Origin of the sequence: Bradyrhizobium sp. CCBAU 25338 (genome assembly GCF_028128965.1) — a bacterium.
In the GTDB taxonomy this organism is placed as follows: domain Bacteria; phylum Pseudomonadota; class Alphaproteobacteria; order Rhizobiales; family Xanthobacteraceae; genus Bradyrhizobium; species Bradyrhizobium liaoningense.
The window spans coordinates 1-13118 of the sequence record NZ_LFKY01000033.1 but is presented as its reverse complement, the minus strand read 5'-3'; the positions used below and the strand labels follow the sequence as shown (position 1 = coordinate 13118).

Sequence of the window (13118 nt, the reverse complement as noted above, 5' to 3'; positions counted from 1 at the left end):
CGTTAGGTTGTTGTTTTGCGCATGATCTTTTCGGAAAACCGCTCCGCACTTTTCCGGATCATGCTTCAGCGCGTTGCGTCCGCCAGCCAGCCGAACACCGAGAAGACCAAGGGCTTGCGCTCCAGATTGTAGGTTTCGGTGTCACGCGCGGCGCGGACGATCTTTTCCCATACCTCAGCTAGGCGCGCAAGGCGCGGCAGGTTCTGGTTGGCATTGGCCTCATCCGCATGCAGCCGCTCCGCGATCCAGCGGTCGATGCCGTCGACGAAGGCGGCAAGCGCGACGCGGTCGCTGGTGCCGAGCGAATCGCCGAGCGTGTGCAATTCGCGCGGATCGACCTGCGGCAGGCGCGCGAGCAGCGCCGCCGTGCGCTGCTGAAGTTTCAGGGCGTCGCCGCCGAGCAGCGTCAGCGCCCGTGCGACGCTTCCCTCGGAGGCCTCGGCCGCCTCGCGCAGCGCGGGATCGTTCGGATCGAGCTCGGCCGCCGAAGCCGCGGCCGCGATCACGTCATCCGTGGCGAGCGGACGCAGGCGCAACTTGCGGCAGCGTGACTGGATCGTGGCGAGCACGCGCGCGGGCGCGTGGCTCACCAGAAGAAACAGCGATTGCTGGGGCGGCTCCTCGAGGATCTTCAGAAGCGCGTTGGCCGCGTTCGGATTGAGCTCGTCGACGGTGTCGACGATGCAGACGCGCCATCCTTCGGCTGCCGCGGTCGAGCCAAAGAACGCGATCGTCTCGCGCGTCTCGTCCACGGTGATCACGGTGCGCATCACGCCGCGATCATTGGCGGTTCGCTCCAGCGCCAGCAGGCCGCCATGCGAGCCGGCGGCCACCTGCCGCGCGACCGCGTCGTCAGGATCGATCGCAAGGTTCTCGGCGTGCAGCACGGCGGGCGCGAGCGGCTGAGAATGGGCGAGCACGAAGCGCGCCATGCGATAGGCCAGCGTTGCCTTGCCGATCCCTTGCGGCCCGCCGATCAGCCAGGCATGCGGAATGCGCCCGCTGCGATAGGCCGTCAGCAGCGCCGCCTCGGCCTCGCGATGGCCGAACAGCCGCGAAGTCTCGCGCGGATGCGGGATCGCGGTTTCGCGTTCGGCCTGACGCGGGCTCATGCTGACACCACTGATGCAGGCGTGGGGAGCAGACGTTCGCACAGCACGGTCCAGATGCGCCCGGCGACCGTGTCCGGATCGGAATTGGCGTCGATCAGCACGCAGCGCGCGGGATCCTCCGCTGCGATCTTGCGATAGGCTTCGCGAAGGCCCTCGTGGAAGCTGAGCTTCTCGGCCTCGAACCTGTCAGGCGTGCCGCTGCCGCGGCGCGCGGCAGCGCGTTGCAGGCCAATCTCGACCGGCAAATCGAGGATGATGGTGAGATCAGGCTTGAGATCGCCGATCGTGACCCTTTGCATGGCGTTGATCAGGCCCTCGGGAACGCGGCCGAGGCTGCCCTGATAGGCCCGTGTCGAGTCGGCGAAGCGGTCGCAGAGCACCCAGGTGCCCTGGTTGAGCGCAGGCAGGATCACGGTGCGGACATGGTCATCGCGCGCGGCGGCAAACAGCAGCGTCTCAGCTTCGGGGCCGAGCAGCTTGCCCATGCCCGACAGCACCAGGTGACGCATGATCTCGGCGCCCGGCGAGCCACCCGGCTCACGCGTGACCCGGATGCGCAACTTTGCCGCCTTGAGGCGGTCAGCGAGCTTCTTGATCTGGGTCGACTTGCCCGCGCCCTCGCCGCCTTCAAAGGTGATGAAGCGTCCGCGTCCGGACGGTCGCTGTACCGCGCTCTCACTCATGATCAGAGCTTCTCGGCGCCTGCGCGGAACATGCCGATCACGAGCTCGCTCGCGCCGTCGATCGCGCGGCGCATGGTCGAACCGGTGCCGATCGCTTCCGCTGCATAGACCGGCGTCTCGACCGCAATGTTGCCGCTGCGCCAGACCTTGACCACGCCGACCCGTTGACCGGCCTCGATCGGCGCGCGCACCGGGCCGCTATAGACGATGCGCGCAATCAGCTTGTCGCTGCCGTTCTTGTGCACCATCACCTTCACCGGCGTCCTGGCGACGAGCTTGACCGAGCGGCTCTCGCCGCCGAACACCTTGGCGTAACCGACCGGCTGCTCGGCGGCGATCAGGGTGCGGGTCTCGAAATTGCGGAAGCCCCATTCCAGCATCTTCTTGGCTTCCGTGGCGCGATCCTCGGGATCTTCGAGTCCGTTGACGACGACGATCAGCCGTGTGCCGTTCTGCACGGCCGAGCCCACCATGCCGTAGCCGCCTTCCTTGGTGTAGCCGGTCTTGAGACCGTCGGCGCCTTCCATCGAATTGAGCAGCGGATTGCGGTTGAACTGGCGGATCTTGTTCCAGGTGAACTCCTTCTCGCCGAACAGTTTGTAGAATTCGGGGAAGTCGAGAATGATGTGCCGGGCGAGCATGGCGAGCTCGCGCACCGTCATCTTGTTGCCGGGATCGGGCAAGCCGTTGGAATTGGCGAAGGTCGATCTGGCGAGGCCGAGTTCGCGGGCGCGCTTGGTCATGAAGTCGGCCGCGAAGATCCGCTCATTGCCCGCCATGGCTTCGGCAAGCGCGATGCAGGCGTCATTGCCGCTCTGGATGATCGCGCCGTGCAGGAGATCGTCGACCGAGACCTTGCTGTTGATGGCCGCGAACATGGTCGAGCCGCCCGAGGGCGCGCCGCCCCGGCGCCAGGCATTCTCGCTGATCCGGTACTCGTCCGTCAGCTTGATGTCGCCCTTCTTGATCGCATTGAAGACCACCTCCGCGGTCATCAGCTTCATCATGCTCGAGGGTGCGCGCAGCTCGTCGGCGTTCTTCTCGAACAGCACGCTGCCGCTGGAGGCTTCGATCAGGATCGCAGTCGGGGCATCGCCATCGAATCCGGCCTCTTCCGCTTTCTTGGCGCCCTGGACGCTCTGGTTGGCCGCATAGAGCGCCCCGCCCCAGCCGATCCCCGCCACCAGGGCCGCAGCGATCAGCCCGCGCACCAGCGTGCCGGCGGTGAGCCGGTTACGACGAAGCAAAGGAAGACGAAATGCCATGGCGAAGCCCTGAGGGAGGCGTTCTAACAGTTGGAACAGATGCGAACAACACGCGGTTGGATGCTTGCCCGTGAGATTGCACGATTCTCCTCGCGCCCCTATCGTGGCATCTCATATTTCCGGACCAAACCCCTGAAACAAGGCGGAAAAGCGAATGTCCTCAACCCGCATGATCAAGGCCAACGGGGTCGAGCTGTTCGTCCGCGAAGCCGGCCAGGGACCGCTGGTGGTGCTGTGCCATGGCTGGCCGGAACTGTCCTACTCCTGGCGCCACCAGATCCCCGCGCTCGCCGAGGCCGGGTTTCACGTCGTCGCGCCCGACATGCGCGGCTACGGCCAAAGCTCAGCGCCGCCTGATGTTGCGGCCTATTCGATCTTCGATACGGTCGGTGACGTGGTCGGCCTCGTCCAGGCGCTCGGCGAGACCAGGGCGATGGTGGTCGGCCACGATTGGGGCGCCCCGGTCGCCTGGCACGCGGCGCTGTTCCGGCCCGACATCTTCACGGCGGTCGCGGGCCTGAGCGTGCCGCCACCGTTCCGCGGCCGCGGCAAGCCGCTCGACCTGTTGCGCCAAGGCGGCATCACCAATTTCTACTGGCAGTATTTCCAGGCGCCCGGCGTCGCCGAGGCTGAACTCGAGCGAGACGTCGGCCGCACCATGCGCATCGTGCTCGCCGGACGCGGCCTGGCCGATCCGTCCGCGGCCATGTTCGTGCAGGAGGGCAAGGGCTTTCTCAGCCACGCGACTACCGAGGAGCCACTGCCCGGCTGGCTCAGCGAGACTGATCTGGCCTATTTCACCGAAGCCTTCCGCAAGTCCGGCTTCCGCGGCGGGCTGAACTGGTACCGCAACATCGACCGCAACTGGGAGCTGACCGCGCCCTGGCAGGACGCACAGATCCACCAGCCTTCCCTCTTCATCGCAGGCTCAAAGGACGCAGTGATCACCGGCCTGATCGGCGCCAAGCGCGTCAACGAGCTCGAGCGGGTGCTGCCGAATCTCAAGGGCAGGCTGATCCTCGAGGGCGCCGGCCATTGGGTGCAGCAGGAGCGGCCCCACGAGGTGAACGCGGCGCTGGTGAAATTCCTGACGGCGAGCGCGGCTCAGTAGAGCCCGCGGCCGCTCAGGATGTTGCGAGCCTCGGCGGCGCCATCCGATGAGGCCGCGCTCTCGGCGAGGTAGCGGCGGTCCTCGTCATAGGACACTGCGCGCACGTTCTGCAGCGCTCGGCCCCGGCCGCGGCTCGAGGCCGACATTTCCGAGGTCGCATTGAGCGATGCCATGTCGGCCGAGGTGTTACCGAGATTGTAGGGGCGTCCTTCCGGCATCGGGACCTCGCCGCGGATGGAGCCGCGGCTCGATGACGGCAGCTCCGGCACGAACGGCTTTGCCGAGGCGACACGGACCATCGAGGGCGACGGTGCCGGAACGCCGGTGCGCAAGGTTGCCATCAGCTGGCGGTCGTCGGAGCCTTCAAGCGGCGCCCGGCCAACATATTCGACGCGGACCTTGGCGACACCATTGCCTTTGAATTCAAGGAGTTCGGCAGCCTTGTTCGAGACGTCGATGAGGCGATTGCCGTGATAGGGCCCGCGATCATTGACGCGGACGATCAGCGACTTGCCGTTCGAGATATTGGTCACCCGCGCGTAGGACGGCATCGGCAAGGTCGGGTGCGCCGCGGTCAGCGAGGTCATGTCGAACACTTCGCCGTTGGCGGTCAGGCGGCCGTGGAAATCGTCGCCGTACCAGGACGCCATGCCCTCGGCACGGTAGTTGACGTCCTCCTCCGGCACGTAGGTCCGGCCCGCCACGACATAGGGCTTGCCGACACGGTAGGTGCCGCCGCCTTTCGGGACCGGTTCGCCCCAGGCCACCACCCGGGGGCTCGAGGACACGCCGTATTTCGGATCGACGCGGCTGGCGAATTTGCTGGACGAGGCGCAATTGGCGAGCGCGAGGCAGGTCGCGACTGCCGCAACACCACGCGCGGCCCGCAAAACCGAATCTGACCGTCGGATCCCCATGCGCCCCAAATACCATTCCGCCGGAGGCGTACCCAACCCGCTTTGGTGACGGAGAGCGCTGTCCGGACCTGTGATTCCAAGGCGGCCCACCACCGCATCGGAAGTAGTAAGGATAACGCAACCCGAACACGGCGGAAATGGGGAGCCCACAGCGATCACGCCGAGATGGTAAACGGGAGGTTCGCTTCCCCCCGCCATCTACGGAACCTGGGCGCCCTGCTCTGTGCCACCGCTGGACAAGCTGTTGCGCCAAATCCTCACTCCACCCCCATTGTCGCGGCGCTCACCGAAATTCTTTTGACTGTGCAAGGCCGCACGCGTCTTCTCGGCTGGCAGGGGCGGATTGGAATTTAACGATGATCGAGACGGTTTCGGCACTGATGGGTCTGGTAAGCGCGGTGATCTTCCTGGCCCATGCGTTTGAAGGTTACCGCACGAGGGCCTAAAGGCACTCGCGCGGGCAGCAAGCGTCACCTCTTTCAAGGCGGCCCGTTCGGACGATTTTGATGGATCCGACCGAGCATCGTAGACGAGAGCAGCAGGTGTCCCATGCGCAACCATGACCTCGTATCCGATGGTTTCCTGGCATTGACCGCGGGCGGCTTGGTGCTGCTCTGCTCGAGCCTCGTGGCCCTGGCATTTGCCTGAGGGCCCTGCTTCCGATCTAGGACATCGCTCCACCGCGGCGCAGCAAGCGCCACTGTCCCGCTCCCATTCAGTTGATTGAATTTCTGCGTTCGGCGCCTCGACCAATTGCGAGAGGCCATCACCAATGAGGGTGACGCAGATGCTTGCCGAGAAATTCTTCCTGGTCCTGGAATCCCTGATCCGCGGCGACCGCACCTATCCGGATGGAAGTCCCCGGGTCATCAGCACCTGTCCGCACGTGCCGATCAAGCTGCCGGCGCAGAAATAGCCGGCGCGTCGGCAAGCCTGGATCACGTGCCGCTCAGCGCAGACCCAGCAGTGAACGGCGATAGAAGCCGTCGCGGGCCTCGCTCAGGCAGACGAAGCTGCCCTCAAATCCCTGGCCATACCGCTTCTGACCCTTGCGGTAGTAGATGCCCTTCTTGAAGTCGAGCCAGACCACCCTGTCATGCGGGCAATGACGCTGCGCCTGCGCCTCGTAGCGAAACGGCGTCAGCGGCGTCGCCGAGACCTCGGCGCCGCCTGCACCAACCAGCATGGCGCCCGCGCATGCGACTGCGCCGGACCACTTGCCAAGGCTGCTCCGAGACACTCCCCACCTCCAGCTCGCCGGCCGTCACCCGGCGGCCGGTCGGCAAGGTAGCACGAAACAGCCCTGCCCATGGAAGGCGGCAAGCGCCTCGCGTCTTCCGCCGGCCATCTTGTCGGGGTACATGACGGCGAGATCGTCCGAATGCGAGGATGCGGCCTGAATGTCGGTTGAGCTTGACCCCAGAACTGGCCGCCGCCCGCCTTCGCCGCAGCTTGGCCTGCTTCCGACGATCATTTTCGGCTCGCGCTGGCTGCAACTGCCGCTCTATCTCGGGCTGATCGTGGCGCAATGCGTCTACATCGCGCTGTTCCTCAAGGAGCTCTGGCACCTCTCCTGGCACGCCCTCGACCTCACCGAGCACCAGATCATGATGAGCGTGCTGGCGCTGATCGACGTCGTGATGATCTCCAATCTGCTCGTGATGGTCATCATCGGCGGCTACGAGACGTTTGTTTCGCGGCTCGAGCTCCGGGGCCATCCCGACGAACCGGAATGGCTCGGCCATGTCAATGCGAGCGCCCTGAAGATCAAGCTCGCCATGGCTATCATCGGCATCTCCTCGATCGCGCTGCTCCGCACCTTCATCGAGGCCGGCAATCTCGGCTCCAACCGCGCCGGCTTCACCGAAACCGCCGTGATGTGGCAGGTGCTGATCCACCTCACCTTCGTCGTGTCGGCGATCGGCATTGCCTATGTCGACAAGCTCAGCGAGTCCGGGATGCGCAAACATGCGGAGTGAGGATCGCCCGCACAGCTTGCAACCCACCGCCTGCCCTGAGAGGTTTCATGTCCGCCGATAGCGAGGTGTCTTTCAGGGCGGCGCGTCCTGACGATGCGGAAACGGTGTTCAACATCACCAAAGCCTCGATCGCGGGTCTGTCGCGTGGGTGCTATTCGCAGGCCCAGATCGAAAACTGGATGGGCGAACGGACACCGCGGTTCTACGAAGATCTCATCACCAGAGGGCGAATGACCGTCGGCCTTCGCAACGGGATCGTCGTCGGTTTCGTCGATGCGGAGCCCGGCGAGGTCACCCGCTTGTTCGTCCTGCCCGAAGCGGCCGGTTCCGGGCTCGGTCAGCGGCTGCTCGACATCGGCGTCGCCCAGGCTCGCCTCGGCCATGACGGACCGATCCGTCTTGAAGCCACGATCAACGCCGAGGCCTTCTACCGACGATACGGATTCAGAAGCACGGGCAGAGGGCAGTTCTCTCACGGCCTCGGCGGCGAGCCCATCGAAATCGTTCACATGGAGCTGTGAGCGCCAGTTGCACACGCTCAGGATTCTGCTTGGAGCTGCTGAAGGGCCTGGTGCAGATACTCCTGAAGCTTCTGCGCGACCTGCTCACGCACGACGCCCTTGTCTGCGAGATCGCCTGACACCTTGCCGACGACATCGTCGATCGTCCGGCTCTCCAGGTGGTCCGTCACCAGCGCGGTTGCGTAGCTTGCCGCGGCATCGCCGCTAAGCCCGAGCTGGCCTGCGGCCCACAGCCCGAGCAGCTTGTTGGATCGCGCGGCGGCTTTGAACATGAACTCCTCGTCGTGAGCGAATTTGGCTTCAAAGCCCTGCTCGCGCTTGTCGAACGTGGTCATGGTCAGCTCCATTCTGGTTCGCTGATGAGGATCGGACTTGCTGGGAGCGAAAGTCTCCGTGCTTCACGTCAGTTTAGGATCATCTGAAGCTTCCTCCCGGAAGCCGAACGCCGTCAAGCCTGCCGATGCACGCGGGTGCACGGCGCCGCATGGAGCGGAGACATCGAGAGCTGACGCCCGAGCAATGAACTGCCGGAGTTTCGAAGGCTTGAACGGATCTGCCTGTAGCAAGCCACCCTATCAACCCCGGACCTTGCGCGAAGCGGACCGCTGAAGGTCGCCGACGACTCGAAAAAGGTGTCCAAGCGGCACCAGCGGCCAAAAAGGCCGCCGGAGAAACGATTCACGGATTGGGCAGCAAGCGCGTCAGCTCAGTCCTTCGGCGCCGCCGCTTCACGCGCCAGCCGCTCGGCCCTCAGCCGTTCCTTGTTGGCGTAAAACGCCTTCTGCGCCGCTTCATGGTCGCGCATGGCCTTCTCGGCCTCGATCCGGCGCGCCGCATCGCGCGCTTGGCGCTGTTCGGGGGTCAGGGGTTTGCGTCGAAAGGAAAGGTCTTCAGTCATGCCAAATCAACGCCGCGGCGAGGAAAAAGTTCCCGCATGGTCCCGCTCACGGGCATAGGCCCGGTCATGAAGATTGCGAAAACAACCCCATGCACAGTAGATAAGTCCTGCTGCCACAACGCTTTTCTGAAGCGCAACAGCCCTTTCATCCCTCGGAACATCTGACCGAGTTCCCCTTTTCGGGGGGCCACGGCGAGAGGGGAAGTGAAACGGGCCCGTCGCCGGCAAATCAGATCTCGATGTCCGCGATCACAGGCAAATGGTCCGAATAGGCCCTCGCCTCTTCGTCGGTCCAGACTTTCCCGAACCGGCTATCGCGCGTTGCATAGATCCGGTCGAGCCGAAGCAAGGGCAAGCGCGCCGGGAAGGTTCGCAGCCGCGTACGGTTTGGGCAGGCCTGCGCGAGCACGCGCCGCACCGATTTCACCCAAAACCAGTCGTTGAAATCGCCGAGGACGACAGTTCTTCCAGGCCTCACCAGGCTCACCAGGGCCTGAGCCTGCGCATAACGCTCGTGGATACTCAGGCCGAGATGAGTGGCGACCACGCGGACGTCGCCAAGAGGCGTCAGCAATCCCGTGGCAATCGCTCTGCGTGGCTCCCGCTCCCGATACGACACGTCGACGATCTCCGGCACGCCGGAGAACGGAAAGCGGCTCAGGAGCATCTGACCGTAGTCACCGTCCTCCGTGACGATCGACTTGGCGTGGACGCGATGATCGCCGACCGCACTCGCGAGCTTCGCAAAGGGATCGTCCGACCGCGATCGGGAATCCACCTCCTGAAGCGCGACGACATCCGGCGACCACTTGCGAATGATGGAGCAAACACCATCCAGGTCGAATTTCGGATTGAGATTGAACGTGCCGTGCACGTTCCACGTCATGAAGCGCATTGGCGCCATCAGCGCCTCCCGGCGAGCCACGTCGCGAGGAATTGTGCGCCCGCGCAGAACCCGAGCCAGCCCAGAAACGCCAGTGCGAGCAGCAAAACGTTGCTCCAGGACGCATTCCTGGCCAGATCCGCGATCTGAGCTCCCAGAACGGCCATGGCGAGAATCCCGGGCGTGATACCCAGCAGCGTTCCAACCATGAAGTCACGAAGCGGCAGCGTGCTCGCACCTGCCACGACATTCACGACCGAGTACGGCGCGATCGGAATCATCCTGATGACGACGACGGCCAGAATGCCTCTACCGACAATGCGTTCCTGGATGCGTGCTGCGCGTCGTCCGAGCAGATGCTGGAGGCGTTCTCGACCGAGCACCCGTCCGATTGAGAAAAGGACAAGGGCGCTGAGCAAGGCGCCAGCCATTGCAGTGAAGAAACCCAGCCATGGCCCCAGTGCAGCAGCGGTTGCGGCAATGAGTACGAGAATCGGAAACACGACCAGCCCGCCGACGACAAAAGCTGCGATCGCGAAGAATGGTCCCCAGATGGATTGCGAATAGGCAGAGAGGAGCGTCGAAATGCGGCCTTCATCGGCGAAATCGCTCAAGGATGAGTACGACCAGGCCAGCGTCAAGCCAAGAAGCGCCACGGCGATCGATACGATCCCGATTATCGTCTTCGTGCTCCACATGCGAGATGCTGCCCGCTCCAAATGAAGAGGCCTCTCAGGGTCCGCCACCGGCTGAACCATCGTGGCCAGTGTACTGGTCAAACCCGAGGACTCCACTTTCCGCAGCGTCTTCGTCCCATCACCTTTCGACACGTCGTCGAGGAGAGCAAGAAGGCGATCCTCATCTTGCGCGAGGGTCTGTTCTTCGAGAACGCAGAAATGGGCGATCAAGCGATGGCGAACCGAGGCGATGAAATCCCGATGCTCCTCGGATGCGGCCTCGAAAATGAGGTCACATTCGCTATCGGCTCCCATCGACCGATTGTTAAGGTTAGCCGAGCCGATTCTCAATATCCTGTTATCGACGATCATGAGCTTGCTGTGCACCATCACGGCAACTTCCGTATCTCCGCTGCGTGAGACCGGATAGAGGAAGCGAATGCGATCTGCGACCCCGGCTGCACCAAAGCAGTCGATGAAGGCGCCACGGCCGTTCTGCATGGCCTGGAATTCCAGCCACGAGGAATGCAGTTTTGGAGCGACCACCAGAGCCCGAAGCGACGGCACGCGACGCATCTGCTCCGCCAGTTCGCGCGCGATCTTGGTGGCGCTGGTGAACTGATTTTCGATGTAGATGAAGCTCGTCGCGGACCGGATCGCTGCAATCAGGGAACGCTCGACCTCCCTGATGGTCGAACCTGCGGGACAGACCACCTCGGTCCTGGCGATACCGACCGGCAAGTGCTCGGCCTCGACCGGCACGTTGGCTGGCCACCGAACGCTCTTCAGCGCGCGCCGATCATGCCTCTGTTGACCTGCCGCACGCCAGCGTGCCTCCGCGAGCTCGAACAGCAACGCCGCGGCATCCCCGTCGACCATGCATTGAACGTCATGAAACGGCAGGTATGGCTTCCCCTGGGGGTCGCAGCGCGATGCGTGATCGGCGCGATGGTCACTCGTGTCCCAGCGCCTGATCGTCAGATCGAGCCCGCCGACGAACGCCAGTGAACCGTCGACACAGACGATCTTCTGGTGCTGGGCCGAGCCAAACGGAAGCGTGGAATCCAGATGAAACCGGACGCGGCCATCTGTTTCGGCGGTAAACTTTGCCGCGGAACTCCACTCCCTTTCGGAGGCGTAAAAGGAGACGAAGTCCCAGACGAGAATGTTGATCCGCAAGGCGGGCCGGCGTTGAACCAGCGCGCGCAGGAACGGACCGAGCTGTTCCGGCAAGCCATCATCGGCTCGTCCGGAAGCTCCGACCAGCCGGGTTTCACTATGGATGTCCCACCCTACGATATAGACGAGATCTTGCGCCTCCAGCAGCGCCTCCCGCAGGGCCGCGAAATAAGCGGCAGCATCGTTCAGAACCGCCACACGCCGCGCTTCGCACCGCCGCCAGACGGTGTCGCCGGGGATCAGGGTCGATGAACTCTGAAGCAGGTGGACCTCGCAATTCGCATTCGTGTCTAAACGCGTTGGATGCTCAAGGGGTTCCCACGATCGCCGTTCGGAGCGCAAAGGCAGACCTTCCAGCTTCTGCCGTCCCTCCCGAGCGCGGGCGCAGCCTTGGACCCACGCGCCGAGGATCAAAACCGGAGTATCCCGAACAGGAACAGCAGCGCCACAGTGATCAAGCCGGAGATCAGCAGCGAGCCGAGACATCCCAGCCGGTTTGAGAAGAAGAAGAACATGCGTTGCCCGCTGTGAAGCTTCCGGTCAGGCTAATCTCTCAAATTCGATGGCGTTCCTGACGCGCTTTTCCTCCTTTGCGCCAGGAGGAGGTGCGCCGTCGACCGTTCGCCAGCGCTTCAGACCACAAGGTCATTGAGACAGGTCAATACGGGCAAGCCCGAGCTCTGAAATCCTGACCTCGGCAAGCAAACGGAGACGGCCATGTCACAGCAGAGCAGCATGCATTTTTACCTCAATTGGGCCAAGGAGCGGATCGACGAAATGGATGCCGCATTGGCTTCCTTCGAGGTCAAGGCCGGCGAGGCCAAGGCCGAGTCCAAGGTCAAGACTGATCAACTCCTGTCGGACCTGAAGAATCGCCGCGATGAGTTTCAGGCCTTGCTCAAGACGCAGGCGGAGGCCGGCGAAGCCGCTTGGGCGGGCGCCAAGACAGACCTGGAAAAGCAATGGGCTGGGTTTGAAGCCCAGGTGAAGACCTTCTTCGAAACCGCGGGCAAGCAGCTCGAGCAGCAGCAGGCCACGTTCAAGGACGTTGCGGCGGCACAGGCCAAGGCCTGGCGCGAAGCGGCGGACAAATTCCGCGAGGCCGCGGGCAAAGTGGCCACGGCCCGCACCGCCGACGTCGATGCCGCGCTCAAGCAGATGAAATCCGATGCGTCCGAAGCGGAAGCACGTGTGCAAAAGCTGAAGCAGGCCGGCAGTGAATCCTGGTCCGTCCTGAGCGCCGCGCTCGCCGAATCCCGGAAGGCGTTCGATCAAGCGAACCAAGCCGCATGGGATGCGCTGAAGGGCGCTGATACGAAGAGCTGAGGTCGAGGCCCGCCAGTTCACCGCTGGCGGGCTTCTCAATAATAGCGGCGTCTGGGGTGGCGTTCATACTCGTCGTAGCCATAGTACCCCTGTCGACCCTGCTGAAACTGCGGCGGGACCGTACCGTTGGGGTAGCATTGACCGTCTCGAACATCGACGTCTGCGCCGTGACCACAGGGAACTCGATGTCTGCCGTAACCTCCACCACCGCGATAGTAGTACTGCCGCGCAGCCTGTTCCTGAGGCGGAAGGTACCCGTTTGGATAGCACATACCGTCACGGGCGCTCACATCCCAACCGTGGCCGCACGGAGGCGGCCTAACGGGGACATGGTATTGGACAGTCCGAATCTCGGGTGAAATGTCCCGTGCCACCGGGGTCCCGAGGTGAAGCGCGAGCGCAGCCGCGGCAACGCTAATGATCATGATCCGTCTCCCTCCTCACAACGTATGACGGAGGCGCTGAATACCCGATGAACGGCAGCTTGCGCGTCGACGGTGACGTTGCCCCCAAGTTTTATCCAGACCTGAGTTCGTTCGGGCGGTTGGATGTGCCCATCCGGGCGGT

Annotated in this window: 14 protein-coding genes; 5 read left to right on the top strand and 9 right to left on the bottom strand. The window is 63.7% G+C overall.

Features of this window, described 5'->3' with window-relative positions; genetic code table 11:
* Positions 1-65: 65 nt before the first annotated feature.
* The 3 genes from ACM42_RS13195 to ACM42_RS13185 are packed head-to-tail and all read right to left on the bottom strand — an operon-like array spanning position 66 to position 3060.
* Positions 66-1112, bottom strand: coding sequence for a DNA polymerase III subunit delta' (locus ACM42_RS13195; protein WP_271528326.1), 1047 nt, complete (start codon positions 1110-1112; stop codon positions 66-68).
* On the bottom strand, positions 1109-1795 hold the full coding sequence (tmk, locus tag ACM42_RS13190; protein WP_271528325.1) for a dTMP kinase: 687 nt from the start codon (positions 1793-1795) through the stop codon (positions 1109-1111). The genes ACM42_RS13195 and tmk overlap by 4 nt, the downstream gene beginning before the upstream one ends.
* Positions 1796-1797: 2 nt before the next feature.
* On the bottom strand, positions 1798-3060 hold the full coding sequence (locus tag ACM42_RS13185; protein WP_271528324.1) for a D-alanyl-D-alanine carboxypeptidase family protein: 1263 nt from the start codon (positions 3058-3060) through the stop codon (positions 1798-1800).
* A gap of 154 nt (positions 3061-3214) precedes the next feature.
* On the opposite strand from ACM42_RS13185, the gene ACM42_RS13180 reads away from it, so the two are divergent.
* Positions 3215-4171: an alpha/beta fold hydrolase gene (locus tag ACM42_RS13180; protein ID WP_271528323.1), complete on the top strand. Its 957-nt coding sequence runs from the start codon at positions 3215-3217 to the stop codon at positions 4169-4171.
* On the opposite strand, the gene ACM42_RS13175 is transcribed toward ACM42_RS13180, so the two are convergent.
* Positions 4165-5088 carry a septal ring lytic transglycosylase RlpA family protein gene (locus ACM42_RS13175; protein WP_271528322.1) on the bottom strand — a complete coding sequence of 308 codons (924 nt, stop codon included), beginning with the start codon at positions 5086-5088 and terminating at the stop codon, positions 4165-4167. The two genes, ACM42_RS13180 and ACM42_RS13175, sit on opposite strands and share 7 nt — an antisense overlap.
* 787 nt (positions 5089-5875) lie before the next feature.
* Here ACM42_RS13175 and ACM42_RS13170 point away from each other — a divergent pair.
* The gene (locus ACM42_RS13170) at positions 5876-6004 is read left to right on the top strand and encodes a hypothetical protein (RefSeq protein ID WP_271528321.1); all 129 of its coding nucleotides are present in this window, start codon (positions 5876-5878) and stop codon (positions 6002-6004) included.
* A gap of 33 nt (positions 6005-6037) precedes the next feature.
* Here ACM42_RS13170 and ACM42_RS13165 read toward each other — a convergent pair whose 3' ends face one another.
* Positions 6038-6274, bottom strand: a complete 237-nt coding sequence (locus ACM42_RS13165; protein ID WP_271528471.1) for a hypothetical protein — start codon at positions 6272-6274, stop codon at positions 6038-6040.
* Positions 6275-6488: 214 nt separating this feature from the next.
* Here ACM42_RS13165 and ACM42_RS13160 point away from each other — a divergent pair, with 214 nt between their 5' ends.
* Entirely contained in the window at positions 6489-7067 is a 579-nt protein-coding gene (locus ACM42_RS13160; RefSeq protein ID WP_271528320.1) for a TIGR00645 family protein, read from the top strand.
* Positions 7068-7114: 47 nt separating this feature from the next.
* Entirely contained in the window at positions 7115-7588 is a 474-nt protein-coding gene (locus ACM42_RS13155; protein ID WP_271528319.1) for a GNAT family N-acetyltransferase, read from the top strand.
* 17 nt (positions 7589-7605) lie between these two features.
* Here ACM42_RS13155 and ACM42_RS13150 read toward each other — a convergent pair whose 3' ends face one another.
* The 4 genes from ACM42_RS13150 to ACM42_RS13135 all read right to left on the bottom strand — a co-directional run bounded on the left by ACM42_RS13150 (position 7606) and on the right by ACM42_RS13135 (position 11423).
* Complete coding sequence (locus tag ACM42_RS13150) at positions 7606-7923, bottom strand: DUF1476 domain-containing protein (protein ID WP_271528318.1); 318 nt, start codon at positions 7921-7923, stop codon at positions 7606-7608.
* A gap of 371 nt (positions 7924-8294) precedes the next feature.
* Positions 8295-8486, bottom strand: coding sequence for a hypothetical protein (locus tag ACM42_RS13145; RefSeq protein ID WP_035713295.1), 192 nt, complete (start codon positions 8484-8486; stop codon positions 8295-8297).
* A gap of 229 nt (positions 8487-8715) precedes the next feature.
* The gene (locus ACM42_RS13140) at positions 8716-9390 is read right to left on the bottom strand and encodes an endonuclease/exonuclease/phosphatase family protein (RefSeq protein ID WP_271528317.1); all 675 of its coding nucleotides are present in this window, start codon (positions 9388-9390) and stop codon (positions 8716-8718) included.
* A complete protein-coding gene (locus ACM42_RS13135; RefSeq protein WP_271528316.1) occupies positions 9390-11423 on the bottom strand; it encodes a VTT domain-containing protein in 2034 nt (677 codons plus the stop codon). Before ACM42_RS13135 ends, ACM42_RS13140 begins: the two co-directional genes overlap by 1 nt.
* Positions 11424-11942: 519 nt before the next feature.
* Here ACM42_RS13135 and ACM42_RS13130 point away from each other — a divergent pair.
* The gene (locus ACM42_RS13130; protein ID WP_271528315.1) at positions 11943-12551 is read left to right on the top strand and encodes a hypothetical protein; all 609 of its coding nucleotides are present in this window, start codon (positions 11943-11945) and stop codon (positions 12549-12551) included.
* The last annotated feature ends 567 nt before the right edge of the window (positions 12552-13118 follow it).